This window comes from Mesorhizobium sp. M6A.T.Ce.TU.016.01.1.1, assembly GCF_003997065.1.
Classification (GTDB): domain Bacteria; phylum Pseudomonadota; class Alphaproteobacteria; order Rhizobiales; family Rhizobiaceae; genus Mesorhizobium; species Mesorhizobium mediterraneum.
In genome coordinates this window covers 210967-235937 of sequence record NZ_RZTJ01000008.1, presented here as the reverse complement: position 1 = coordinate 235937, position 24971 = coordinate 210967, and the positions used below count along the sequence as shown (strand labels likewise).

The 24971-nt window shown below is 63.7% G+C and carries 27 protein-coding genes; 13 read left to right on the top strand and 14 right to left on the bottom strand.

Translation table 11 applies throughout. From position 1 onward, the window contains the following. The coding region (locus tag EOC94_RS34335) for a hypothetical protein (RefSeq protein WP_210212084.1) at positions 1-262 on the bottom strand (262 nt) is incomplete at its 3' end. Between the two features lie 115 nt (positions 263-377). On the opposite strand from EOC94_RS34335, the gene EOC94_RS17700 reads away from it, so the two are divergent. Further along, complete coding sequence (locus EOC94_RS17700; RefSeq protein ID WP_127292155.1) at positions 378-932, top strand: DUF4142 domain-containing protein; 555 nt, start codon at positions 378-380, stop codon at positions 930-932. Between the two features lie 98 nt (positions 933-1030). Here the strand turns inward: EOC94_RS17700 and EOC94_RS17695 are convergent, their stop codons facing one another. Continuing rightward, a complete protein-coding gene (locus EOC94_RS17695; protein WP_126105334.1) occupies positions 1031-1351 on the bottom strand; it encodes a DUF1476 domain-containing protein in 321 nt (106 codons plus the stop codon). A gap of 420 nt (positions 1352-1771) precedes the next feature. On the opposite strand from EOC94_RS17695, the gene EOC94_RS17690 reads away from it, so the two are divergent. Further along, positions 1772-2161: a DUF6152 family protein gene (locus tag EOC94_RS17690; RefSeq protein WP_095488914.1), complete on the top strand. Its 390-nt coding sequence runs from the start codon at positions 1772-1774 to the stop codon at positions 2159-2161. Further along, a complete protein-coding gene (locus tag EOC94_RS17685) occupies positions 2162-2626 on the top strand; it encodes a DUF6644 family protein (protein WP_127292153.1) in 465 nt (154 codons plus the stop codon). Positions 2627-2815: 189 nt separating this feature from the next. Here EOC94_RS17685 and carB read toward each other — a convergent pair whose 3' ends face one another. From carB to EOC94_RS17665, 4 genes are all read right to left on the bottom strand, one after another. After that, entirely contained in the window at positions 2816-6313 is a 3498-nt protein-coding gene (gene carB, locus EOC94_RS17680) for a carbamoyl-phosphate synthase large subunit (protein ID WP_127292150.1), read from the bottom strand. 201 nt (positions 6314-6514) lie between these two features. Next, entirely contained in the window at positions 6515-7453 is a 939-nt protein-coding gene (locus EOC94_RS17675) for an SH3 domain-containing protein (RefSeq protein ID WP_127292147.1), read from the bottom strand. Between the two features lie 247 nt (positions 7454-7700). Further along, positions 7701-8459: a metallophosphoesterase family protein gene (locus EOC94_RS17670; protein ID WP_127292145.1), complete on the bottom strand. Its 759-nt coding sequence runs from the start codon at positions 8457-8459 to the stop codon at positions 7701-7703. Positions 8460-8561: 102 nt separating this feature from the next. Continuing rightward, complete coding sequence (locus EOC94_RS17665; RefSeq protein WP_127292142.1) at positions 8562-8918, bottom strand: helix-turn-helix transcriptional regulator; 357 nt, start codon at positions 8916-8918, stop codon at positions 8562-8564. A 192-nt stretch (positions 8919-9110) separates the two neighbouring features. On the opposite strand from EOC94_RS17665, the gene EOC94_RS17660 reads away from it, so the two are divergent. Beyond that, a complete protein-coding gene (locus EOC94_RS17660; protein WP_127292139.1) occupies positions 9111-10289 on the top strand; it encodes an MFS transporter in 1179 nt (392 codons plus the stop codon). 28 nt (positions 10290-10317) lie between these two features. Here EOC94_RS17660 and EOC94_RS17655 read toward each other — a convergent pair whose 3' ends face one another. After that, positions 10318-10776, bottom strand: a complete 459-nt coding sequence (locus tag EOC94_RS17655; RefSeq protein WP_095488922.1) for a MarR family winged helix-turn-helix transcriptional regulator — start codon at positions 10774-10776, stop codon at positions 10318-10320. Positions 10777-10994: 218 nt separating this feature from the next. On the opposite strand from EOC94_RS17655, the gene EOC94_RS17650 reads away from it, so the two are divergent. Beyond that, positions 10995-11789, top strand: a complete 795-nt coding sequence (locus EOC94_RS17650; protein WP_095489227.1) for an SDR family oxidoreductase — start codon at positions 10995-10997, stop codon at positions 11787-11789. 76 nt (positions 11790-11865) lie between these two features. Here EOC94_RS17650 and EOC94_RS17645 read toward each other — a convergent pair whose 3' ends face one another. Further along, complete coding sequence (locus EOC94_RS17645; protein ID WP_127292136.1) at positions 11866-12465, bottom strand: LysE family translocator; 600 nt, start codon at positions 12463-12465, stop codon at positions 11866-11868. 98 nt (positions 12466-12563) lie between these two features. Between EOC94_RS17645 and EOC94_RS17640 the strand changes: the two genes are divergently transcribed. After that, entirely contained in the window at positions 12564-13433 is an 870-nt protein-coding gene (locus EOC94_RS17640) for a LysR substrate-binding domain-containing protein (RefSeq protein ID WP_127292187.1), read from the top strand. Between the two features lie 67 nt (positions 13434-13500). Here the strand turns inward: EOC94_RS17640 and EOC94_RS17635 are convergent, their stop codons facing one another. The 3 genes from EOC94_RS17635 to EOC94_RS17625 form a co-directional block, all read right to left on the bottom strand. Beyond that, positions 13501-14154 carry a dihydrofolate reductase family protein gene (locus EOC94_RS17635; RefSeq protein ID WP_127292133.1) on the bottom strand — a complete coding sequence of 218 codons (654 nt, stop codon included), beginning with the start codon at positions 14152-14154 and terminating at the stop codon, positions 13501-13503. A 110-nt stretch (positions 14155-14264) separates the two neighbouring features. Further along, positions 14265-15098, bottom strand: a complete 834-nt coding sequence (locus tag EOC94_RS17630) for a protein-L-isoaspartate O-methyltransferase (RefSeq protein ID WP_127292184.1) — start codon at positions 15096-15098, stop codon at positions 14265-14267. A 107-nt stretch (positions 15099-15205) separates the two neighbouring features. Continuing rightward, positions 15206-16573, bottom strand: coding sequence for an Nramp family divalent metal transporter (locus EOC94_RS17625; protein WP_127292131.1), 1368 nt, complete (start codon positions 16571-16573; stop codon positions 15206-15208). Between the two features lie 244 nt (positions 16574-16817). On the opposite strand from EOC94_RS17625, the gene mntR reads away from it, so the two are divergent. The 4 genes from mntR (at position 16818) to EOC94_RS17605 (ending at position 20267) form a co-directional block, all read left to right on the top strand. Beyond that, positions 16818-17273, top strand: coding sequence for a manganese-binding transcriptional regulator MntR (gene mntR / locus EOC94_RS17620; RefSeq protein WP_185928271.1), 456 nt, complete (start codon positions 16818-16820; stop codon positions 17271-17273). Between the two features lie 95 nt (positions 17274-17368). After that, on the top strand, positions 17369-17557 hold the full coding sequence (locus EOC94_RS17615; protein WP_127292125.1) for a hypothetical protein: 189 nt from the start codon (positions 17369-17371) through the stop codon (positions 17555-17557). 324 nt (positions 17558-17881) lie between these two features. Then, entirely contained in the window at positions 17882-18823 is a 942-nt protein-coding gene (locus EOC94_RS17610) for a neutral zinc metallopeptidase (protein WP_095488928.1), read from the top strand. 190 nt (positions 18824-19013) lie between these two features. Further along, the gene (locus EOC94_RS17605; RefSeq protein ID WP_127292123.1) at positions 19014-20267 is read left to right on the top strand and encodes a TCR/Tet family MFS transporter; all 1254 of its coding nucleotides are present in this window, start codon (positions 19014-19016) and stop codon (positions 20265-20267) included. Between the two features lies 1 nt (position 20268). On the opposite strand, the gene carA is transcribed toward EOC94_RS17605, so the two are convergent. Then, positions 20269-21486: a glutamine-hydrolyzing carbamoyl-phosphate synthase small subunit gene (carA, locus tag EOC94_RS17600; protein ID WP_127292120.1), complete on the bottom strand. Its 1218-nt coding sequence runs from the start codon at positions 21484-21486 to the stop codon at positions 20269-20271. 280 nt (positions 21487-21766) lie between these two features. On the opposite strand from carA, the gene EOC94_RS17595 reads away from it, so the two are divergent. Further along, positions 21767-22216 carry a GatB/YqeY domain-containing protein gene (locus EOC94_RS17595; protein WP_126105351.1) on the top strand — a complete coding sequence of 150 codons (450 nt, stop codon included), beginning with the start codon at positions 21767-21769 and terminating at the stop codon, positions 22214-22216. Positions 22217-22299: 83 nt separating this feature from the next. Here EOC94_RS17595 and EOC94_RS17590 read toward each other — a convergent pair whose 3' ends face one another. Next, a complete protein-coding gene (locus EOC94_RS17590) occupies positions 22300-22749 on the bottom strand; it encodes a DUF1801 domain-containing protein (RefSeq protein ID WP_127292117.1) in 450 nt (149 codons plus the stop codon). Between the two features lie 210 nt (positions 22750-22959). Here EOC94_RS17590 and EOC94_RS17585 point away from each other — a divergent pair, with 210 nt between their 5' ends. Continuing rightward, positions 22960-23847, top strand: coding sequence for an arginase family protein (locus tag EOC94_RS17585; protein WP_185928264.1), 888 nt, complete (start codon positions 22960-22962; stop codon positions 23845-23847). Positions 23848-23855: 8 nt separating this feature from the next. Here the strand turns inward: EOC94_RS17585 and EOC94_RS17580 are convergent, their stop codons facing one another. Next, on the bottom strand, positions 23856-24308 hold the full coding sequence (locus tag EOC94_RS17580; protein ID WP_127292111.1) for a DUF1801 domain-containing protein: 453 nt from the start codon (positions 24306-24308) through the stop codon (positions 23856-23858). Between the two features lie 83 nt (positions 24309-24391). On the opposite strand from EOC94_RS17580, the gene EOC94_RS17575 reads away from it, so the two are divergent. After that, a complete protein-coding gene (locus EOC94_RS17575; protein WP_127292109.1) occupies positions 24392-24949 on the top strand; it encodes a GNAT family N-acetyltransferase in 558 nt (185 codons plus the stop codon). Positions 24950-24971 lie beyond the last annotated feature (22 nt).

Sequence of the window (24971 nt, the reverse complement as noted above, 5' to 3'; positions counted from 1 at the left end):
TCGTCTCATCCGACGCCGCCAGACCGTCCGCCAGACTCAACTGACCCAAAACACGATCCGCCATCCCGAATCTCCCTGCTCCAACCTTCACCACAGAATCACCGTTCGGCTTCTGTGCAAAGGTCTCCTTGTGGGAGAAGGTGGATCGGCGCGTTAGCGCCGAGACGGTAGAGGGGTGTTGGAAGAAATGAGGCGTTGGCAAATATGCGCCGTCTCGGCGCCGATGGGCTGCTCCAGCAAGCGTCCTGCCAAGCTGGAACACCCCTCATCCGACCGAGCTTCGCTCGGCCACCTTCTCCCACAAGGGGAGAAGGAAAGGCGCAACTTCGCCGCTTGCGTCACGTTAACTCTCCGAGGATTACAACCCGGAGGTTCCAATGAGACCGAATCTTGCCATTGCCGCACTTGCCCTGCTTGCTGCAGCGCCCGCAGCTTTCGCCCAGTCCAGTTCCCAGCCGGCCGATCTTCCCGCTCCGACCGACAGCAAGGTCGACACCGCCACCTTTTCCAGGACCGTCGCCAGTGCCGGCCAGTTCGAAATCGAAAGCAGCAAGCTGGCGCAGGGCAAGAACGTCGCCGCCGATGTGAAGGATTTCGCCTCGCTGATGGTCAAAGATCACACCAAGGCTGGTGAGGACTTCAAGGCAGCTCTCGAACAGAGCCAGACCACCGCCTCGGTGACACCGAGCGGCCCCGCTTTGTTGCCGAAGGACCAGGCGATGCTGGACCAGCTAAACACCCTCGACGGCGATGAATTCCAGGCGAAATACATCATCCTGCAGACCGAGGCGCACAAGCAGGCATTGGCGCTGTTTTCCACCTATGCGCGGTCAGGCGAAGACCCGGCGCTGAAGGAATTCGCCAAGAAGACGCTACCGACGCTGCGGATGCACGAAGAGCGCATAAAGGATTTGGTGGCCGCCCACAGCTAGTGCATGTCGCCCAAAAGTGCGCAGCGGTTTTGGGATAACGACATGCATAAAACAAGAACTTAAAGCGCGTCGCGATGCGCTTTAAGCTGGCGCTGCTCTCAGCTCGTTTTGATCTGCTCGACCGCAGTCACCAACAGTTCGGCCATGGCGCTGCGAATCTGATGGTCCGACTGGGCGACGCCGGCTGCGTCGAGATCGGCGCGTATCTTGCGGAACACGTCGTCGTCCCCGGCCTCTTCGAAGTCCGCGCGCACCACCTCTTTCGCATAGGCGTCGGCGTCCTCGCCGGTCTTGCCGAGCTTTTCGGCGGCCCATAGGCCGAGCAGCTTGTTACGGCGCGCCATGGCCTTGAACTTCGTCTCCTCGTCCATCGCAAACTTCTTTTCGAAGCCTTCCTGACGGTCTCTAATACTGCTCATGGTTTGCCTCGTTCAGGTGTTGAGTCTCCGACCTTCATCCGATGGACAAGAAGAGCGGCGTGCCGAACATGGCGTGCATATACGTCATAAGCAAGACCGGACCGTTCATTCCGCGGGACAATCGCTTCCAGGTTGGCGCTGCGCCCTCACATCCGATCTCCCCCCTTGCGGGGGAGATGTCCGGCAGGACAGAGGGGGGTGGGACGGATCTCCAACTTCAGCCATTCCCAGCCGGGAATCAGCCGGAGGGCTTGGCTGCGATGGGCTGACAGGCCGGAGGGACAGCACCCCCTCTGTCCTGCCGGGCATCTCCCCGGAGATCGGCAGCTCCGCCAACTGCCCTTCGCACCGATGTGATTTGACGTTGCCGCGCCGCGACCTACTCTCGAATACTGACGGGATGAGCCGAGGAGGCGAGCGATGCAGTCACCTTTCAACGGGATTCGGAACGTCACGCTGGCAGCGGCAGTGATCCTTGCCGCCGGCACCGCGGCTTACGCCCATCACGGCTGGTCGTGGACCGAGGACGGGTTTTTCGAACTCCGGGGCAAGATCACGGCCATCTATATCGGCAATCCGCACGCCACGCTGGATGTCGACGCAGAGGGAGAGGTCTGGAGGGTGGAGATGGCGCCGCCGTCCCGAACCATTGCCGCCGGCTTCACGGAGGAGGTTGCCAAGATCGGCGACGAGGTGACCGCGATCGGCCACCGCTCGCTCGACGAGGCCGAAAAGCGCATGAAAGCAGCCCGCGTCATTGTCAACGGTAAGGCTTATGACGTCTATCCCGACCGTGTGCCGCCGGCTTGAATGGACGAGTTCCTCGCCGGCATCGAGCAACTCGCCTTCGTGCGGGCATTGAAGGCCTCATTCGTCGCCTACCCCATAGTCAATGCGCTCCACATCATGTCGATCGGCGCGCTGCTGACCAGCGTCTGGCTCATGGACCTCAGAGTCCTCGGCGCCTTCCGCTCACTGCCGCAGGCGGCGTTCGTCGCGTTGCTGCGCCGCACCGCATTTACCGCGTTCGCCGGCGCGCTTGTCACGGGGTCGCTGCTCTTTTCAGTCAGGGCGAGGGAGTATGCGGCGATGCCGATTTTCCTCGCCAAGATGACACTCATCCTCCTCGCCGGCGCCAACTTCCTCGTCTTCATGCGCCGCGCAAAAGGCGGTGACGAGCCGGCCGGCGGGACCGTCACCATCCTGGCGGTGCTTTCGCTGGTGCTGTGGACGTCGGTGCTGTTCGCGGGACGGTTTATTGGGTTTCTCAACTGAGCCGAGCGACAGCAACGTTAGCTGTTTTGCGGTCAATCTCGGGCGGGCAAGGACGCCTCTTCACCCTCTTGGGGAAGGCGGATCGGCACGAAAGAACCAAGGTGCTATAGGGATCGCAGCGTCGGCGGGACAGCACCCCCTCTGGCCTGCCGGCCATCTCCCCCACAAGGAGGGAGATTGGCTAATCGCCTAAGCAAAATACTCCTGCAGCGGCCTGACTTCCAAACTCCCCGCCCTCAGCGCCGCAATAGCCTCCGCCACCGCAGCCGCACCCGAGAGCGTCGTGTAATACGGCACCTTCTGCATCAGCGTTGCCCTGCGCAGCGACTTCGAATCCGACACCGCCTTCTGGCCGTCCGTGGTGTTGAAGACGATCTGCACCTGGCGGTTGCGGATGGCGTCCTCGATGTGTGGGCGGCCTTCCAGCACCTTGTTGATTTTCTCGGCGGCGACGCCGTTTTCGGCGAGGAAGCGCGCGGTGCCTGACGTGGCGAGCACCTTGAAGCCTTGGCCGGCGAGGCGCTTGACCGCCGGCAGGATGCCTTTCTTGTCCTCGTCGCGCACCGAGACGAACAACGTGCCGGAGCGTGGGAGGTCGACGCCGGCGCCAAGCTGGCTCTTGGCGAAAGCCAGCGCGAAGTCGCGGTCGAGGCCCATCACCTCGCCGGTCGAGCGCATTTCCGGTCCGAGCAATATGTCAACGCCGGGGAAACGGGCGAAGGGGAACACCGCTTCCTTGACCGCGATGTGGCCGGGGTTACGCGGGTCGGGCATGGCGCCGTAATGGGCGAAGGCATCTTCCAGGCTCTCGCCGGCCATGATGCGGGCAGCGATCTTGGCTATGGGACGGCCGATGGTCTTGGCGACGAAGGGCACGGTGCGCGACGCGCGCGGGTTGACCTCCAGAACGTAGACGGTGCCATCCTTGATCGCATATTGCACGTTCATCAGGCCGCCGACATTGAGCGCGCGGGCAAGGGCGGCCGTCTGGCGCTCCAGCTCGTCAACGAGGTCGGAAGGGAGCGAGTGCACCGGCAGCGAGCAGGCACTGTCGCCCGAATGGATGCCGGCCTCCTCGATGTGTTCCAGGATGCCGGAGACGAAAGTGGACTTGCCGTCGCACAGGCAGTCGACATCGACCTCGATGGCGCCCGACAGATAGGTGTCGAACAGCAGCGGGTTCTTGCCGAGCAGCGTGTTGATCTGGCCTGTCTTGTCGTTGGGGTATTTCTGCTTGATGTCCTCCGGCACCAGGCCGGGCACGGTGTCGAGCAGGTAGGATTGCAGCATGCCCTCGTCGTGGATGATCTGCATGGCGCGGCCGCCCAGCACATAGGATGGGCGCACCACCAGCGGGAAGCCGAGCTCGCCGGCGACGAGGCGGGCCTGCTCGACCGAATAGGCGATGCCGTTCTTCGGCTGGCTGAGGCCGAGCTTGTGCAACAGCTTCTGGAAGCGGTCGCGGTCTTCGGCCAGATCGATCATGTCGGGCGAGGTGCCGAGGATCGGAATGCCGGCCTTCTCCAGCGCGTCGGCGAGCTTCAGCGGCGTCTGGCCGCCGAACTGGACAATGACGCCGACCAGCTCGCCAGACGCCTGTTCGGCGCGCAGGATCTCCAGCACGTCCTCCGGCGTCAGCGGCTCGAAATAGAGCCGGTCCGAGGTGTCGTAGTCGGTCGACACGGTTTCGGGGTTGCAGTTGACCATGATCGCCTCGAAGCCGGCGTCGCGCAGCGCAAAGGCAGCGTGGCAGCAGCAATAGTCGAACTCGATGCCCTGACCGATGCGGTTCGGCCCGCCGCCGAGAATGACGACCTTCTTGCGCGACGAGACCTGCGCCTCGTTGGCGAGGGCGCCGGCAAAGGGCACTTCATAGGTCGAATACATGTAGGCGGTGGGCGAGGCGAATTCGGCGGCGCAAGTGTCGATGCGCTTGTAAACCGGATGAACGTCGAGCTTGTCGCGAATCTTCTGGATCTCTTCCACGTCTTTCCTGACCAGGGAGGCGAGGCGGGCATCGGAAAAACCCATCGCCTTCAGCATGCGCAGATTGGCGGCGTCCTCGGGGATGCCGTGCTCGCGGATGCGGTCTTCCATGGCCAGGATGCCGGCGATCTGCTCGAGGAACCACGGGTCGATCTTGCACATGGCGTGCACGTCTTCCAGCGAGGTGCCCATGCGGATCGCCTGCGCCACCATGCGCAGCCGGTCGGGCGTCGGCGTGCCGAGGGCGGCGCGGATGGCGTTGCGGTCGTCGGCGTGGCTGGCCGCGCCGTGCGCGATGCCGGGGATCTCGATCTCGTCCAGACCCGTCAGGCCGGTTTCAAGCCCACGCAACGCCTTCTGCAGCGATTCCTGGAACGTGCGGCCGATGGCCATGACCTCGCCGACCGACTTCATCGCCGTGGTCAGCGTCGGCTCGGCGCCGGGGAATTTCTCGAAGGCAAAGCGCGGGATTTTTGTGACGACGTAATCGATCGACGGCTCGAAGGAGGCCGGTGTCGCGCCACCGGTGATGTCGTTCTCCAGCTCGTCCAGCGTGTAGCCGACGGCGAGTTTTGCCGCGATCTTGGCGATGGGGAAGCCGGTCGCCTTGGAGGCGAGAGCCGACGAGCGCGAGACGCGCGGGTTCATCTCGATGACCACCAGGCGTCCGTCGGCCGGGTTGACGGCAAACTGCACGTTGGAGCCGCCGGTCTCGACGCCGATCTCGCGCAGCACCGCGATCGAGGCGTTGCGCATCATCTGATACTCTTTGTCGGTCAGCGTCAGAGCAGGGGCGACGGTGATCGAATCGCCGGTGTGCACGCCCATCGGGTCGATGTTCTCGATCGAGCAGACAATGATGCAGTTGTCGGCCTTGTCGCGAACAACCTCCATCTCATACTCCTTCCAGCCGAGCACGCTCTCCTCGATCAGCACTTCGGTGGTCGGCGAGGCATCTAGGCCGGACTGGACGATCTCGTAGAATTCGGCACGGTTGTAGGCGATGCCGCCGCCGGTGCCGCCCATGGTGAAGGACGGGCGGATGATGGCGGGCAGGCCGACATGGTCGAGCGCCTGGGCGGCGATCGCCATGCCATGGCTGATGTAGCGCTGCTTGCGGTCGCCCTCGCCGAGGTTCCAGCGCGTTTCCAGCGCGTCGAGCGCGGCGTCGAGGTTTTCGGGCTTCTCGGCCTTCAACGCGGCGCGCTCGGCCTCGTGCGTCTTGCGGTCGGCGTTCTTGACGTCGGTGGCGTTGGCCAGCATCGACTTCGGCGTTTCCAGGCCGATCTTCTTCATCGCCTCGCGAAACAGCGCGCGGTCCTCGGCCTTGTCTATTGCCGTGGCGTCGGCGCCGATCATCTCGACATTGTAGCGTTCGAGCACGCCCATGCGACGCAGCGACAGAGCAGTGTTGAGCGCGGTCTGGCCGCCCATGGTCGGTAGCAGCGCGTCCGGCCGCTCCTTGGCGATGATCTTGGCAACCACTTCCGGCGTGATCGGCTCGATATAGGTGGCGTCGGCCAGCTCCGGGTCGGTCATGATGGTGGCCGGGTTGGAATTGACCAGGATGACGCGAAAACCCTCTTCCTTCAGCGCCTTGCAGGCCTGGGTGCCGGAATAGTCGAACTCGCAGGCCTGACCGATGACGATGGGGCCGGCCCCGATGATCAGGATCGACTTGATGTCGGTGCGTCTTGGCATATCGAAGGTCCGTTCGGCAGGCGGCTTGCACGAAAAACCGGACGGGAAGACCCGGCCGGTTGTGCTCGCGATTCTGGTATCAGGCTAGGAGGGCCTTATAGGGAAGAGTTTTGCCTGATGTAACCCCCTAAAATGCGAGTACGCAGTAGGGGAGTAGGGGAGTAGGTTCGAGCGCCCCTTAAGACATACTACCCTACTGCCCTACTGCCCTACTGCCCTATTCCCTAACCCAGCCAACTGATCCGTGATCTCGAAGCGTTCGGAAACGCCTACGCGGATCATGTTCAGGGTGCCCTCGCGGGTGAAGCGGAATTCGCCCGATGCATCGGAACTGGTCGGCAGGCCGGCGGCGAAGCTGATGACGCGCGTGCCGCTGTCGGGCCAGGTCACCGTCACATTGACTTTGCCGTCGGCCAGCCGCTCGACATTGGCTCCGCATCTGGTCATCGGCTGCCCGACATAGCGCGCGCAAGGAATCTCGTTGCGGGCACCAGGGACTGGCGGCCCTGGCGGCTGCAGCCGCGCAACGGTTTGTGCGTCGGCCGGAGGTGCCGTATTGGCGGCGCGGCTCTGGACGGGCTCCGCCGCTGCGGACACCTGCATCTCCCCCGTCGAAGGATTTCCGCTGGCAGCGACCGCCAAGGCATCCTCTATGGCGGCCCTGCCGATTGCCTCAGCCGCCGTCATCGTGGTTTCCTGACCGGCCGCGCCCAGGCGCGCTGTCAGGTCCGGCAGCGGCTGATCTGCGGTTGCCGGGTTCGAGGCCCCAGCTGGGGCTGTGCCTTCGCCGGCCGTTTCGGTATCCGCATCCGCAACGGCCGCCGGATTCTCGGGGTTCAGGTAGCGCGCAGGAGCCCATCCGGTCAGTTGCGGGTTGTCGATCTCCGCGACCTTGCACCAGCGGTAGCCATTGACGTCATTACAGCCGAGATTGTTGACGCTCGTACCATTCGGCAGTCGAGCCTGGATCTTACCCATCGCCGATGCCGTCGCGCGGACGTTCAGGAGATCGCCTGGAGCGAGGTCGGTCACGATGGAAACGAAAGGCGCCTCCTCGGCCCTGGCCGGCAGCAGCGCCAGCAGGAGAGGGGCGGCAATCAGCGCGTACAGCGTCGTTCGGAGCGTAACTGTGCGCCTCATCATTTTGGCCGTGGGCGATAGATGCATTACCGAAGGCGCGGCCAGGTACGGAAACGCCACCGGACGCCAGCTCGATTTTATAAGGGACGACATGGCGCTATGTAAGCCCGAAAATGCGACCCTGGCATGAAGACGGTTCAGCCGGGCATGAGCTCGTACCTCGTTCAGCCGGGCATGAACGCGTTCCGCGTTCAGCCTGGGGTATGAACTCGTTCCTCGTTCAACCCGGCATGAACGCGTTCCGCGTTCAGCCTGGCATAAATCCGGTGCGTAGCGCGTGGGCCCATTCCGGCCGTCCCGCCTGTTCGGCCTGCCGCGCCGCCGCCTCGTGGTCATAATCGACGGCGATGGCCTCGAAGCGGTCGGGGCGGCCCCGCTCGCCCAGTTCTACGATGCCGTAGCGTGCATGCGGAGAACCTTGCTCGGAAACATGCGCCGGTGGTGTCGAATCGTCATAGGCGGGACAGCCGATGCTGCCCGGATTGAAGACGACCGGGCCGTCGGGGATACGGACCAGCTCGCTGCGGTGGCTATGGCCGCACAGCACGATGCGGCAAGCGGGATCGAGCGCGCCCAGCCGCCGCTTGATGGCGGCCAGCGGCGCGCGCACCAGCTGGCCGTCGGCTATCGTATCGGTCAGATATTTTTCGTCATGGTCGGGCCGGGCATGGAAGGCGGTTACCCCAGGTGCGATCTCCAGCGTGAGGGGCAAGGCGAACAGCGCCTCGCGCTGCGCCGATGTCAGCCGCTCCTGTGCGTAGCGGTCGGACGGCCACATGGTTTCATCGGCGGTGTCGCGGGCGACGCGGCGGTCGTGATTGCCGCGCACCGTCGGCAGGGCGAGCGCTTCAAGCCGCTCCATGGTTTCGCGCGGCCAGAGCGGGCCGGAGACGCAATCGCCGAGATTGACGAGGAGGTCGGCGCCGCCGCGTTGCCGCAGATCGTCGAGCACAGCGTCCAGGGCGAGGACGTTGCCGTGGATATCGGCGAGGACGGCAATGCGCATGGGAAACTCCGTTGGGTCGAAGCGAGGCATAGCAGGAGGACTGCCAGGACACCAACCAATCCTGGCGAGTTGTGCTCGGTACTGGCGGGTGCCGGGAGACGGCTATGCTTGGATTTCGATCTCGGGGGCGCCGATCGCGGGCAGCGCCGTATCGTTGACGGTAGCCGCAATGACGCTGTCGAGCAGGCCCGGAAAGCGGGCATCGAGGTCGTCGCGGCGCAGTGTAATCAGCCGGCTGGTGCCGAGCACCTCGGCGCGGGTAACGCCGGCCTCCCGCAGCTTGGCCAAATGATAGCTCAGATTGGTCTTCGAGCCGAGATCGAGGAATTGGCTGCAGTTCAGCGGCACGCCTTCCTTGCTGGCGAGATAGCGCACGATGGCCAGCCGCGTGGGATCGCCGAGCACGGCAAGCACGTTCGGCAGACTGATCTGGTCGGCGGTGGGATGGGGCAGGGTCATGCCCAGGAATTAAGCGCAATCGGGGCCGATTTCAACGCATCTCCTCCTTTGGCGAGTGCACATAGTTTCTACATTCATGCCCTGTCCTGACACAGGGCTGTCAGCAGGGGTCAGCTATTTTCGCGAGGTTACATTGACATCATGCCCTGTTATGTTCAATTGTTCAATAAATTTTGAACTAAGGAAGAATCCATGGACAAGCGCCTCATCTGGCTTGCGCTCGGATCATTCACGATCGCGACCGAAGGCTTCGTCATTTCAAGCCTGCTGCCCGACATCGCAGCCGATGCCGCCATCTCCGTTCCACTCGCCGGGACGCTGATCACCGCCTTCGCGCTCGCCTATGCGCTCGGCACGCCGATCCTGGCGACGCTCACCGGCGAATGGGACCGGCGGCGCGTCATCTTGTGGACGCTGGTGTTTTTCGTGCTGGGCAATCTGGCGGCGGCGCTGAGTTCGTCGTTCGAACTGCTGCTGATCGCGCGCATCGTCATGGCGCTGTCGTCCGGCCTGTTCGCGGCGACGGCGCAAGGGACGGCCGTGGCGCTTGTCGATGATCATCACCGCGCCCGCGCCATTGCCGTCGTCGTCGGCGGCACCACGGTGGCGGTGGCGGTCGGCGCGCCGCTCGGCGCGCTTGTCGCGACAGTTGCCGGCTGGCGCGGCACGTTCTTTGCCATCGCCGCGCTCGGCGCATTGGCCGGCGCAATCCTATGGTACCGGCTGCCCCGCGGCATCGTCGGCACCAAGCTGCCGCTCAGGCAACGGCTGGCCGCAACCCTTCGCCCCGGCGTGCCATCGATCCTGCTGACCACGCTTTTGGCGCTCACCGGCGCCTTCACGGTCTTTGCCTTTGTCGCGCCGCTAGCCATCGAAGGCGGAGGCTTGAGCCCGATCGCGCTGCCCGGCATGCTGCTTGCCTTCGGTGTCGGCGCCGTTATCGGCAATATTGCCGGCGGGCAGGCGGCCGACCGCTTCGGCGCGACGCGCACCGTCAGCTGGTCGCTGGCGCTGAGCGCGGTGATGCTGGTCATGCTCTCGGTCATCCCGACATTCCTGCCGCACAGCATCGCCGGGCCGGCGCTGATGGCCATGATGGTGCCGTGGGGCATCGTCGGCTGGGCCTTCCCGCCGGCGCAGGCGAGCCGCATCATCAGGCTGGCGCCCGACGCGGCGCCCATCGTGCTGTCGCTCAACGGCTCGGCGCTCTATCTCGGCGTGGCGCTGGGCGCCGTCGTCGGCGGCGCGGTGCTGCGCTATGGCGCGCCGGCTGATCTCGGCCTGGTCGCCGCAGCGTTCCCGATCCTGGGTCTTGGCGTCATGCTGGCCGGCCACCGGGCGGCCCGGGCGGTGGCAATGCCGGCGGAATAAGTTCTGGCTACCGCCGCTGTTCGAGACCTCAGGGCGCTGCCGGCGGTATACCAAAATCCAGCGCGGCGATGTCGTCCAGCGCCGCGCGCAACATTGCCGCCTGCTCCTTGCCGACCATGTCCTCAAAACGCTGCTGGGCGACGCGCCACAGCTTCATGGCCTCATCGAGCTTGACCGAGCCCTGCGGCGTCAGCCGCACGCGCTTGATACGGCGGTCATCCGGATCAGTGAAGGTCTCGACATAACCGTCGCGGATCAGCGGCTTCAGCGTATGGCCGAGTGCCGACAGGTCCATAACGAGGGCAGCGGCAATGGCGCCCATGGCCGGTTCGTCCCCGATATGGATCTGGTAGAGCAGGCCTTGCTGAGTGGCCTTCAGGCCCGACGGGGCGACCACATCGTCGTAGAACTGACCAAGCTTGCGCGTCGCGCGGCGCAGCACGGCGTTGTTGCAAAGGGTCAGGCCCGGAAGGGTGTCTTTCGACATGATGGGTCCTTGGCGACGGCAACATGATGTCCGTTCACTGCCTCACAAATATTCCCCGCGTCAATCATTGACAAGATAGTGGCATATACCTACTTCGCAAACAGTGGCATATGCCACTAATTGAATCGCACGGCTTTGCCGGCAAGGCGAGGGCGATCGCCCACCGTGCCTGCACCGGTTCGAAGCGAAGCAGATCAACCGAAAAAAGGAACAGGACAATGAGTGGACAGAACAACAAGGGCACGGCGGTTGTCACCGGCGCCTCGTCGGGCATCGGCGCTGTTTATGCGGACCGGTTGGCGGGGCAGGGATATGATCTGGTGCTGGTGGCGCGGCGCGCCGAGCGGCTGGAGGAACTGGCCGGCAAGCTGCGCGCCGAATACGGCCGCAAGGTCGGCGTGATCAGCGCCGATCTTGCCGACGACAACGATGTGCGCCGCGTCGAGCAGGTGATATCGGCCGACGACAGCGTGACGCTACTGGTCAATAATGCCGGCCTTGGCGGTGCGCAACTCGTGGCAACGGCCGACGCCGACGTGGCCGAGCGGATGATCAAGGTCAATGTCGTGGCGCTGACCCGGCTGACGCGCGCGGTCCTGCCGGGACTGCTGTCGCGCAACCGCGGCGCCATCGTCAACATCGCCTCGGTGCTGGCCTTCGACACCTCGTTCGGCGGTATCTACAGCGGCACCAAGGCCTATGTCGTCAACTTCACCGAAGCCTTGCAGCGCGAAGTCACCGGCACCGGGGTGAAGGCGCAGGTGGTGCTGCCAGGGGCCACGCGAACCGAGTTCTGGGAACTTGCGGGCAGCGATATCGACAGCCTCCCGAAGGAGATCATCATGACGGCCGACGATCTGGTGGATGCAGCACTTGTCGGCCTTGCCAGGGGTGAAGCCGTCACTGCACCAGCGCTTGCCGATGCGGCCAAGCTGGACATCTTCCTTGGCGCTCGGCAAGCCCTTTACGGCAGCTTGCATGCTGACAAACCGGCGGCACGCTACGCGGCTTGAAGGCCGAGGTGGGATTGGCGCCCCCGCAGAATTTGGGTTCCTCGCCCCACGCAGGTGGGACGAGGAACTCAAGCGTTTAGGCTGTTCGCCACATCGGGATGATCGAGGCGGCCAGCAGCAGGCCGAGCGCAATGTTCAACACCCGCCACTGCCGCTCGGTTCTAAGCAACCGGGCGAGCAGCGTGCCCGCCACGCACCACGCCGACAGCGACAGCGCGGCTGCCAGGCCAAAGACCGCGCCGAGTAACAGGGCAAGCTGCAGCGGTCCGTTGGCGAGTGCGGCAAAAGATGCCGCCGCCCCCAATCCCATCGCCCAGCCCTTGGGGTTCATCCATTGCAGGCCGGCGCCACCGAAAAAGCTGTTCGGCTTTGCCATGGTCACGTCCAGATTGGGTGGACCGCTGCGGCCGATCTTGACGGCGAGCCAGATCAGATAGAGCGATCCGGCTATCTTCATCGCCAGCTGCAGGGACGGAGCCGCCGCCAGCAGGCCGGCGAGCCCGGCCGCACCTGCCGCGGCCACCGTGGCCAGGCCGGCAGCACTTCCGGCCATCAGCGGAACCGAGCGGCGAAAGCCGAACTGCGCCCCCGACGCTGTCGACAAGGTCGTGGCCATGCCGGGCGTGGAGGTCGAGACCAGCGCAAACAGGAAGAGCGGAAGGATGGCCTCAAACATGCTGTTTCCTCTGTTGGGAATCCAGCATGCTAAGCATTGTCAGGCATCAGTAAATGCAATGTTTGCTATGGTTGGCATTAGAGAATATAATGCAAACCATGATCCGCAATCTCGACACGGCCTTGGTCAGGACCTTCGTCACCGTCGCCGACAAGGCCAGCATGACGGCGGCTGCGAACGCGCTGCATCTGACGCAGGGCGCCGTCAGCCAGCAGATCAAGCGGCTGGAGGAGGTTCTCGGCTGCAGCCTGTTCGAGCGCGACCGGCGCGGGCTGAGACTGACCCGTTCCGGGGAACGACTGTTCGGCAAGGGCAAGCGCCTGCTCTCCCTGAACGACGAGATCTGGGCCGAGATGGCGACCAGCGCGGTCGCTGGTGAGGTGCGGCTCGGCGTGCCGTACGATCTTGTCGGCACCATGCTTGCGCCGGTGCTGAAGACCTATGCCGAGACCTATCCGCAGGTCGAGATTTCGCTGGTCTGCGCCTCGTCGCCAGAGCTTTCGGCGGCATTGGCGACTGGCACGATAGACCTTGCCGTGATCGAGGAACCGGTCGGTCCGTCCGCCGGCGAATGTCTCGCCATCGACCGGCTGGTCTGGGTCGGCGCGAGAGGCGGCATAGCCCGCCGCAAGCGGCCTTTGCCGGTTTCGATGGTGGCCGACACCTGCGCCTTCCGCCCGGCGGTGCTGGCGGCGCTCAACGAGCATGGGCTGGAATGGCGGACCGTGTTCGAGAACGGCAACCTCGACGCGACGACGGCGACTGTGCGTTCGGACCTGGCCGTCACGACCTGGCTGGCCTCCACCGTGCCGGGCGATCTCGACATCCTGGCCGCCGATCCGGAGCTGCCGGCCTTGCCGAATTTCTCGATCAATTTGCATCTGCCGAAGCATGGTGTCGGGCCGGCGGCGCGGGAGTTTGCCGCGTGCATCCGCGACGGGCTGGCGCGGCGGCAACAGGCGGCGTGATCGGCAAAATGGCAAAGGGACGGCCGATGTCGGTCATCCCCTTGTTGTTAACGCAGCGCGCGGTCGTCTATTTCCAGGTTCGGCGTCTCTCGATCTCGGCTTCGGACGGCTGTTCCTGGGCGAAAGACCCGGTCTTGATCTCACCGCCACGTTCATAGGTCGCCATGATGACGCCGGTGGTCGATACCTGTGAGCGGCTCAGCGTGAAGGCCGCCGGAATTGCGCCGCTGCCGAACAACCGCTTGCCCTTGCCAAGCACCAGCGGGAAGGTCAGCAGGCTGATCTGGTCGATCAAGTCATTGGCGAGCAAGGTCTGGATGAGTTCGCTCGATCCCTGGATGAGCAGGTCCGGGCCGTCCTCCTGCTTGAGCTGGCGCAGTGCGGCCACGACGTCGTCGCCGAGCCACTGGCTGTTTTGCCACGACAGCGTATCGGGCCGGTGCGTTGCCACATATTTGGTGGCGGCGTTGAAGCTGTCGGCGATCGGACCGCTCTTCTGGTACGGCCAATGCGCGGCGAAGATGTCGTAGGTCTTGCGGCCGAGGAGCAGCGCGAAGGGTTTTGCGAAGGTCTCACCAATAAAGGCGCCTCCGACGTCGTCCCAGTAATGGAACGTCCAGCCACCGAATTCGAAGCCGCCGACCGGGTCTTCTTCCGGCCCGCCAGGCGCCTGCATGACGCCGTCGAGGCTGACGAATGTCGCAGTGATGATCTTCCTCATTGGATTCTCCCTTTTTCATCATCCGTGCCGTCGGGGCCGGAGTTCGGCCAAAGGACGTGCGAGCAGACGTCTGTCCGACAGGAGCCTGAAAAATTTCCGGCATTCCGGTTTCACGAAGGCCCAGTGCTCCGCGACGAGAACCAGACGTCGCCGATGACGGCAGTGGCGGTGTGGTCCGGTGCCTTGTCGGCCGTCAGCCAGATCGAGCGGCTGCGCGCCGCCTTTTCGCGATTGGGGATTTTCGTCGCGGAACTTGCGAGCGAGGCGCCGATGCAAGGGATGAACCATGACCGCATGAACGGATCGCAGGCAAGACCCTGTTCAGTGCGGGTCACCATCACAGCGAGGCCAACGCGCTCGGACGGACGCCACGGAAAGACCATGCGGCCGCCGGGTTTTAGCGCCTTCAGCCACTTGGCCGGTGGTGCCGCGACGCCGGCATTGACGTAGATGATGTCGGACGGTGGCAGGCCGCTTATGACCGCATCGCCATGGATGACGGTCACCCCGTCATAAGCTTCGAGATTCTTTATCGCGCGGTCGGCGAGACTGGGTTCCAGTTCGAAGGCTATGACTGCGCCGCCCGGCGAAATCAACTGGGCCAGCAGAGCTGTGTAATAGCCGGTGCCTGCGCCGACATGGGTCACGATCTCGCCGGGTTTTGGCGCCACCTTGCCGATCCAAATGGCGTGCAGAAACGGCTCGCCATTGTTGATGCCCTTATCGGCGTCAAGCGCTACCAGCACGTTCTGATAGATGTGTACGGGATCGGCGCTCGGCGTTTCGACCTTGCCGTTGCCGGCGACGACCGTCCACGGCCCAGGGCCGAGAAAGGCTTCGCGCGGGACCGCGGCGAACACGCCTTCGAGACGCGGATCGGCCGAACCTGCATTGGCAGTCATCAGTCGCGCATAGAAGCGGCACACATCGGCGAGATTGGTCATGGCATCAAGATAGCGCAGACTGCCGATTTGTCGCATCAGTCCAGATCGCCTCTGGCCGAACGCTTTGCGATTGTTTGGATCCCCTGCGGCGGAGAGCCAAAAACGCCTCAGCCGATGCCGGCGACGGTGTCGTAGAGCAGCTTGAAGTTGAGCACCAGGATGAGAGCGGCGACCGCCCAGGCCAGCGCGGCGACGCCCCGTGGGATGGCGAGACTGCCCATCTTGCGCTTGTCGGAGACGAACTGAACCAGCGGCACCACTGCGAAGGGGAGCTGCATCGACAGGATCACCTGACTGAAGACGAGGAGTTGGCCGGTTCCCTTCTCGCCATAGAGCGCGGTGACGACCACCACCGGGATGATGGCGATGCCGCGCGTCAGCAGGCGGCGCGCCCATTGCGGAATACGCAGGCGCAGGAAGCCCTCCATCACGATCTGGCCGGCGAGCGTCGCCGTCACCGTGGAGTTCAAGCCGGAGGCAAGCAGCGCCACGGCAAACAGGATCGAAGCGATGCCGAGGCCGAGCAGCGGCGAGAGAAGCTCGAAGGCCTGGCCGATCTCGGCGACGTCGTGATGGCCGGTGCCGTGGAAGGCCACCGCCGAGACGATCAGGATGGAGGCGTTGACGAACAGCGCCAATATCAAGGCGATGGTCGAGTCGGTGGTTGCCCATTTGATGGCATCGCGCTTGCCAGCTTCGGTGCGCTCATAGGCGCGGGTCTGCACGATCGAGGAATGCAGATAGAGATTATGCGGCATCACGGTGGCGCCGATGATGCCGATGGCGATGTAGAGCATCGCCGGGTTGGTGACGATCTCCGACGACGGCACGAACATGGAATGCAGGATCGAGCCGACCGGCGGAGCGGCGGCGAAGATCTGGATGGCGAAGCAACCGAAGATGATGATCAAAAGCGCAACGATGAAGGCCTCGAGGTAACGGAAGCCCCTGTTCATCAGCAGCAGAACGAGGAAAGCGTCGAGGGCGGTCAAGACGGCGCCGCCGATCAGCGGAATGCCAAACAGCAGCTGCAGCGCAATCGCCGTGCCGATGACCTCGGCCAGGTCGCAGGCGATGATGGCCAGTTCGCAGGCGATCCACAGCATGAAATTGACCGGCCGCGGATAATAGGCACGGCAGGCCTGGGCGAGGTCGCGACCGGTGGCGATGCCGAGCCTGGCGGCGAGCGCCTGCAGCAGGATCGCCATCAGGTTCGACAGCATGATGATGAAGAGCAGCGTGTAGCCGAACTGGGCGCCGCCGGCGAGGTCGGTCGCCCAGTTGCCCGGATCCATATAGCCGACCGAAACCATGTAGCCCGGCCCCATGAAGGCGAACAGCCGGCGAAACCAGACGCCCGACTGCGGCACCGCGATCGAGGCGTTGACCTCGCGCAGGCTTGGCTGCTCGTCCTCTTCCGGCCGGGCAAATCGCCACATGGTTCGGGATGCTGTTGCGGCTTCGGCTTCTGACATGGGGGGATTTCCGATGGATCGGCTAAGTTGCCATTCTATCTATGTCAGGGCTGAACATTATGCAATATGCTATGTTTCATTGTTTGTGCTTTTGAATAGTGTCCCCTGCTGGCGAAGCGCGGGTGAATCGGAAAGGCTGGTTGCGCCTGCCGTCGAATGCAAATAAAGGGCCAGAAGAATGGAAGCCCGTGCTATGAATGTATAAATGCCGGCCTATCCGCAGACAGTCGAGGAGGAGCGCGTATTGGCGCTGAAGAATAGACCGGTTCCACGCGAAAAGCCGCTGCCTGACGCCGAAAGTCACTCGGAGGGGTTTAGGCAAACGCGCGAAGCGCGCCGCAGCGCGCTGGTCGAGGACTATGTCGAGCTCATCGCCGACCTGATCGAGGACGGCAACGAGGCGCGCCAGGTCGACATCGCGGCGCGGCTCGGCGTAGCCCAGCCGACCGTCGCCAAAATGCTGACGCGACTGTGCGCGGACGGGCTCGTCTCCAGGAAACCCTACCGGGGCGTGTTCCTGACCGATGCCGGCCGCAAGGTCGCGGAAGAGAGCCGCATTCGCCATCAGACTGTGGAAGCCTTCCTGCGCTCGCTCGGCGTCAGCGCCGAGACGGCGCGCATCGACGCCGAGGGCATCGAGCACCATGTCAGCGCCGAGACGCTTGAAGCGTTTCGCAAGGCGATGACGGCGACACGCTAAGTCTACAGCCATTGTCGACAGTCCTGCCGGAACCGCCGCGTTGCCGCTGCGTTTGAGATCGTGCCACGCGATGGCGCGAGGCCGAGGAGGATACGATGGGCGTTGAACAGGCACCGACACCGAAGGGCAAGCAAGCTGCCAAGGGATTGAAGCAAGCTGCGGCGAAGGACGAGCGCAAGACGGAAGCGGAAACCGGGCATCAACTGAAAAAAGGTGCGGCCCGCTTCGATGAGCGCTCGAAGAGCTCGGACGGAAAGAGCGCCGGCGCCAAGCAGAAGATCTGAGCGTAATACCCAAGGCCCGGAAAGGCGCCAACAGAGTGTCCGCGAGCAGCGTGGCGCCTGCATCAGCTGGAGCATGGCGACGGCGCGGGCATTGACGCCCTGCATGCGCACGACGCCGGAGCCGCGTCGCACGATTGACGCCGAGAACCATGATGTTGCGACCCGCCGTCCATTTGCGCAGCGTGCCATGACGGTTGCAACGCTGCGGAGTGCCTCCATGCGAAAAATGCTGTGACTTGGTGCAACCGTTGGGATATTTGTTGTCGTGTCCGGTCGAACCGAAACACGGTTCGATGGACCGGAAATACTTTACGGGGATTCGCCATGCTCTGGAAGGGTCGTCGTCAGAGTGACAATGTCCAGGACCAACGTGGTCAGAGCGGTGGCGGGTTCAACCTGCCGGGCGGCGGCCCCGGCCGGTTCCGCATCCCGGTCGGCGGCCGCTCTGGCGGCGGAATGTCGCTGTCGACCATCGTCATTCTCGTGGTCCTCTACTTCGGACTGAAGGCCTTCGGCATCGATCCGCTGCAGATCCTGGCCGGCGGCGATGGCGGCCTGGCGCCGGGCGGCGGCGGCCAGATCACCGACAATAGCGGCGAGCAGGGCGGTGGCACCGGTGCGCCGGCCTCCGACGAGATGAAGCAGTTCGTCTCGACCGTGCTGGCCGAGACCGAGGATACCTGGAGCGGCATTTTCCAGGCCAACGGCCTGACCTACGAAGATCCGAAGCTGGTTCTGTTCAGCGGACAAATCCGCTCGGCCTGCGGCTCCGCCTCGTCTGCGGCCGGACCTTTCTACTGTCCCGGCGACCGCAAGGTCTATCTCGACACCACCTTCTTTCAGCAGCTCGACCAGCAATTCGGCGCCTCGGGCGATTTCGCCCAGGCCTATGTGATCGCGCATGAGGTCGGCCATCATGTGCAGAACCTCACCGGCATCCTGCCCAAGTTCAACCAGATGCGCCAGCAGATGGGCGAGGCCGAATCCAACCACATGTCGGTGCAGGTCGAGCTTCAGGCCGATTGCTTCGCCGGCGTCTGGGCGCATTTCACCGGGCAAAAAGGCATCCTGGAACAGGGCGACATGGAAGAGGCGCTGAACGCCGCCCAGCAGATCGGCGACGACACGATGCAGAAGAAGATGCAGGGCTATGTCATTCCGGAAAGCTTCAACCATGGCACGTCGCAGCAGCGGCAGACCTGGCTGGCGCGCGGCTACAGGAGCGGCAAGCTCTCTGATTGCGATACGTTCAACACCCCGATCTGAGGTGTTCGGACCCCGTTGAAATGACCGTTGAAGCGGCGAGCTGCGCTGCAGGCCGTGGCCGCACTCATGTCGACAGTTGATGTCAGGAACAAAATTCCTGGCGTGTTCTCTTATTGTTCTGCGCGGCTGACTCGCCTACAACGAGTTCTTCCGCCTTCGCTCCGAGGCGGCTCCAGGAGTCGATACCGTCATGATCGAAGCCAAAACCGCCGGGCGGGGGCTTGCGCTTGTTTTCACCACGCTGTTGCTCGACATTACCGGCATCGGCATCATCATGCCGGTGCTGCCGGCCTATCTGCAGGAGCTGACCGGCGTTGGTGTCAGCGAAGCGGCGATCGAGGGGGGCTGGCTGTTCTTCGTCTATGCGGCCATGCAGTTCCTGTTCGCGCCGCTGGTCGGCAATCTCAGCGACCGCTTCGGGCGCCGCCCGATCCTGCTGGCCTCAGTGCTGACCTTCGCCATCGACAATCTGATCTGCGCGGTCGCCTGGTCCTATTCGGTCCTGTTCATCGGCCGGGTGCTGGCCGGCATCAGCGGCGCCAGCTACTCGACCGCCTCCGCCTTCATCGCCGATGTCAGCACCGACGAGAACAGGGCGAAGAATTTCGGCCTGCTTGGCATCGCCTTCGGTGTCGGGTTCATCATCGGCCCGGTGCTGGGCGGATTGCTGGGCGAATTCGGGCCGCGCGTGCCGTTCTGGGGCGCGGCGGGGCTTGCACTCATCAACTTCATCGTCGGCTGGTTCTTCCTGCCGGAAACGCTGGAGCAGCACCATCGGCGTCGGTTCGAGTGGCGCCGCGCCAATCCTCTCGGCGCCCTCAAGCAGATGCGCAACTATCATGGCATCGGCTGGATCGGGCTGGTGTTCTTCCTGATGACGCTCGGCCACATGATGTACCCTGCCGTGTGGTCGTTCGTCGGCAGTTACCGCTATGGCTGGAGCGAACAGCAGATCGGCCTCTCGCTCGGCGTCTTCGGTCTTGGCGGGGCACTGGTGATGGGTTTTGTCCTGCCGCGCGTCATTCCACGGCTCGGCGAATGGCGGACCGCCGCCATCGGTCTTGCTTTTACCGCGCTCGCCGCCTTCGGCTATGCTGCGGCATGGAAGGGATGGATGATCTATGCGGTGATCGTGGCGACCTGCCTCGAGGCGCTGGCCGACCCGCCGCTGCGGAGCCTGGCGGCGGCCAAGGTGCCGCCCTCCGCGCAGGGCGAATTGCAAGGTGCGATGACGAGCGTGTTTTCGATCACCAGCATCATCACGCCGCTGCTTTATACCGGAATCTTCGCCTGGTTCACCGGGCCGAGCGCGCCGGTGGTGTTCGGCGGCGCGCCCTTTGTGCTCGGCGGCATTTTTCTTGCCTTGTCGTTAATAGCATTCGTGCTCAGGGTCGAAAGACCGGTCGCGGTGAAGGACGTCACGACGGCGACGGTGCGAACCTGAATCAGGCGCGCTCGGCCAGCGCCGGCTCGCCGCGCTTTTCGCGGATGAGATTGACGAAGCGGCGGAACAGATAGTGCGAATCCTGTGGGCCGGGCGAGGCTTCGGGATGGTGCTGGACCGAGAAGACCGGCCTGCCTGTCAGAGTGATGCCGCAATTCGAGCCGTCGAACAGCGAGACATGGGTTTCTTCGACGCCGCTCGGCAACGAGTCGGCATCGACGGCAAAGCCGTGATTCATCGAGACGATCTCGACCTTGCCGGTGGTGTGATCCTTGACCGGATGGTTGGCGCCGTGATGGCCCTGATGCATTTTGGCGGTCTTGCCACCCAGCGCCAGCGCCAGCATCTGGTGGCCCAGGCAGATGCCGAAGACCGGGATGTCGGTCTTCAGCAGGTCCTGGATGACCGGAACGGCGTAGTCGCCGGTGGCTTCCGGATCACCGGGACCGTTGGAGAGAAAGATGCCGTCGGGCCGCATGGCGAGGATCTCCTCGGCGCCGGTGTTGGCCGGCACCACGGTGACCTTGGCGCCAAGACCGGCAAGCAGGCGCAATATGTTGCGCTTGACGCCGTAGTCGATGGCGACGACATGCATGGACGGATCGATCTGTTCGCCAAAGCCCTCGTCCCAGACCCAGGGCGTCTCGCGCCAGACCGAGGACTGGCCGGAAGTGACGTCTTTGGCCAGATCAAGCCCGATCAGGCCGGACCAGGCGGCGGCACGGCGCTTCAGATCGTCAATGTCGAAGATGCCGTCAGGCGCGTGGGCGATGACGGCGTTGGGCATGCCCTTTTCACGGATCAGCGCGGTAAGCGCGCGGGTGTCGATGCCTGAAAGCGCTATGATGCCGCGTTTCTTCAGCCACTGGTCGAGACCGGCTGCGGCGCGATAGCTGGACGGGTTGGTGACGTCGGCCTTGAACACGGCGCCGACGGCGCCGGCGCGGGCAACCGGGTTGAGATCCTCGATGTCCTCGTCATTGGTGCCGATATTGCCGATATGCGGAAAGGTGAAGGTGACGATCTGGCCGGCATAGGACGGATCGGTGAGGATTTCCTGATAGCCTGTCAGCGCGGTATTGAAGCAAACCTCGGCAACGGCGGAGCCGGTGGCGCCAAGACCGCGACCCTCGATGACGGTGCCGTCGGCCAGCACCAGCAAGGCGGTCGGCTTTTCGGTGGCCCAAGGGGGGGTCGACGCAGCGGTCATCGTTGCCATGGCGGCACTCCTAAAAGGCTGCGCCCTTCAATCGGTCCGGCGGACCACTCTGCGCAGCAAACCGCGCGCAGCTGCGATTTCGCAGCCAGCGCGCGCAACAAAAATTCAGCTCATGCAAGGCCCAGTACATAGGATAAGGCGCCAGAGCGGTCAATGCGGCCATCCCGAACGGCATCGATTTATTTCATTGAACGATATCAGGCATTTGCCGGTCGGTGTCGAATTTGCCTTGGGCTTTGGGCAAGGCTATTGTCCGCGCCGGATCGAAGGAGAAAGCATCATGCGCGGCAAAATCGCTGAATCCCTGAAGAGCGCGATGAAGGCGCAGGACAAGCGCCGGCTGCCGACCTTGCGGCTGATCCAGGCGGCCATTCACGATCGCGACATTGCCAATCGCGGCGCCGGCAAGGAGCCGGCCAGCGATGACGAGATCCTGCAGATACTGGCCAAGATGGTGAAGCAGCGCGAGGAGTCGGCCAAGGCGTTCGACGACGGCAAGCGGCCGGAGCTTGCCGCGCAGGAGCGCGACGAGATGGCTATCATCCGCGATTTCCTGCCGATGCAACTGGGGCAGGCCGAGACCGAAGCGGCGATCCGCGCCGCCATCGCCGAGACCGGCGCCAGCGGCGTCAAGGACATGGGCAAGGTGATGGCCGTGCTCAAGGAGAAATATGCCGGCCAGATGGATTTCTCCAAGGCGAGCGGCATGGTCAAGGGACTGCTGCAGTAGGGATTTTTCCCGCTGGAGCGATGCTCGTAAGGCCTTGAGGGAGGCGACCGCGAGGAGTGAGTCTGGCTGGATGCGGATGATCCTCAAGCGCTCTTTGGTTTCTGAGGGCGGGCGGTAGCTCGCACCGACATGTTCAGTGCCACGGCGGCGCGAATGAGCGCCTTCAACGCCTCTTCATCGATCTTGTCGCCCTCATGGATATCGATGGCGCGCTGGGTGTTGCCTTCGAGGCTGGAGTTGAAAAGGCCTGCAGGGTCTTCCAGCGAGGCGCCCTTGGCGAAGGTCATCTTCACGACATTCTTGTACGTCTCACCGGTGCAGATTATTCCCGCGTGCTCCCACACCGGAACCCCTCGCCACTTCCACTCCTCGACCACTTCGGGGTCGGCCTGCTTGATGAGGCTTCGGACCCGAGCGAGCGTCTCGCCCCGCCAATCGCTCAGCTCGTTGATTCTCGCATCTATCAACTGAGAGGGAGTGTTTTCTCCTTCCTTCGAGCCGCTCTTCTTCATGGCTGTTGTCGCTTTGGTCATGATTGTACTAGGTCCGGTGGTTTTGTGCAGGCTCGGCGTCTGGCGTCTCTCGACGGCATCGACGTGCAAGCCGTTTGCCATTCCGGCGCGAAACGCCTGGCCTATTGGGCCTGATGCCAATTCCGGCGCCAAACTCTCAACGTCGAGCAGGAACCTTCCTCCCTCCGGACACGTTTTGCAACGAGGATCATCCGAAAATGGAGCTTCGATTTGGCAGCGCGTTTGTTGAACATTATCGGCGCCGCCACCAGCGCCGGCGCCTATTCGCCGGGGCAGGAACAAGCCCCCGCCGCCTTTCGGCGACATGGGCTTGCAGAGGCGCTCGTGAGCCGAGGCCGAACCATCAGGGATCATGGCGATGTTGCATCGTTCCGATGGCGACCGGATCCCTCGCAGCCGCAGGCTATGAACCTGGAGGCCGTGCGCCACGCCTGTGACTTGGTCGCAAGCCACGTGGCGACGGCGATCGCAGCGCAGGAAGACGTGCTTGTTTTAGGCGGGGATTGTACTGTGGAGCTGGGAACGGTCGCCGGAGCAAACGCCGCCGGCGCGCGGATTGGACTCGTCTACATAGACTTCGACGCCGATCTCAACACACCCGACACGAGCGACGGCGCCTTGGACTGGACGGGTGTCGCTCATCTGCTCAATATTTCGGGATGCGAGCCTTCGCTCGCGAGGCTCGGCCCAACCCGTCCGATGCTCGTGCCTCAGCAGCTCCTCTATTTCGGCGTCGTGAACATCACTCCCCCCGAAGCCGCGACGATCAGAGATAACGCGATCAAGGTTATATCGCGTGAGGAAGCTTTGAATGATATCGAGGCGGCGGCGCGCGCGGCCGAATGGGCGGCGCGCTTTGACTGCGTGCTGATCCACTTCGATGTCGATGTACTCTCCTTTGTCGATTTTCCGATTGCTGAGAATGTGCGCCGTTGCGGCGGTCTCAAATTGGAGCAAGCCGCCTTCGTGCTAAAGCAGTTGGCCGCCCTGCCGCAATGGCGCGGTCTGACCATCACAGAGGTTAATCCGGCCCATGCGCCAGACGAGACCGCCGCGTTCGCACGCTTGAATGAGGTGCTTGCGGACGCCCTTGGCTAACTCGCATCTCACAGTCGTTCGCCGGGCAATTGGCTGGCTTGCTTCACCCAAGCGGCGAACTGAGCTTCGTCGAGTTGGTCCTCATAGACGTCGAGGTAGCGCACTTCCTTGTGCTTGGACTCGCCGGGAGGAACAGGGCGCAGCGACGTGCCCCGGAAGAAGGTCACTTTAACGTAGCGGGTAAAGACATGGAACGACAGAAACCAGCCCTGGCCCTCGATGCCGTAGAAAGGCGAGTTCCATTTGACTGCCTTGTGCACGCCGGGGACGGTGCGCACGATGATCGCGTCGAGGCGCCGCCCCACATCGCTTTTCCACCCCGGCATGGCCGCGATGTAGGCCTGCACGGGAGCATCGCCGTAGCCCTTCGGGATCTGAGGGTTGCCGCCCGAGAGGAGGGTCGGCTTCGTCGCGACCCGCTCGGCGGCCTTCGCCGACTTCTCAGACGTGTTGCCGGCCATTGTGTTCACTCCAGTGGTAGACCCATCGATGATACTTGATTTTAGAAAGCCGCCCCTGAAGGTCAACTTCCGAATCCTATGTCATGGTCGAACTCGTCAAACCGGCGCTTGAACATCTGCCATCCTATAAGGCCGCCCTTGAGCGCGGCTGGTCGCCGGACAATGTGCGGCTGATGGAGGCGGTGCGCGAGCAGCTTGCGGCCATCGAAAAGGATTCGGTGGCTTTCCTCGCCGGTTTCGACGACCCCGAGGCCAGGGCTGGTCCGATCACCTTGCCCGATGGGACGAAAGTGCCACGCCTGCCGGGGTTCCGGCGCTGGATCTGGGACGGCGAAGTCGCTGGCTCGATCGGCTTTCGCTGGCAACGCGGCACCGCCGAGCTGCCGCCGCATGTGCTCGGCCATATCGGCTACGCGGTGGTGCCGTGGAAGCGGCGGCGCGGCTATGCGACCGAGGCGCTGCGGCTGATGCTCGGCGAGGCGAGGGCGCTCGGCCTGCCCTTCGTCGAGATCACCGCCAAGCCGGGTAATCTCGCCTCGCAGAAGGTGGTGCTGGTCAATGGCGGCCGGCTCGTCGGGCGTTTCTTCGAGGACGCTGCGTATGGCGGTGCCGAAAGCCTGCGCTACCGGATCGATTTGTAAAATCTGGTCCGCAGGTTTTCAG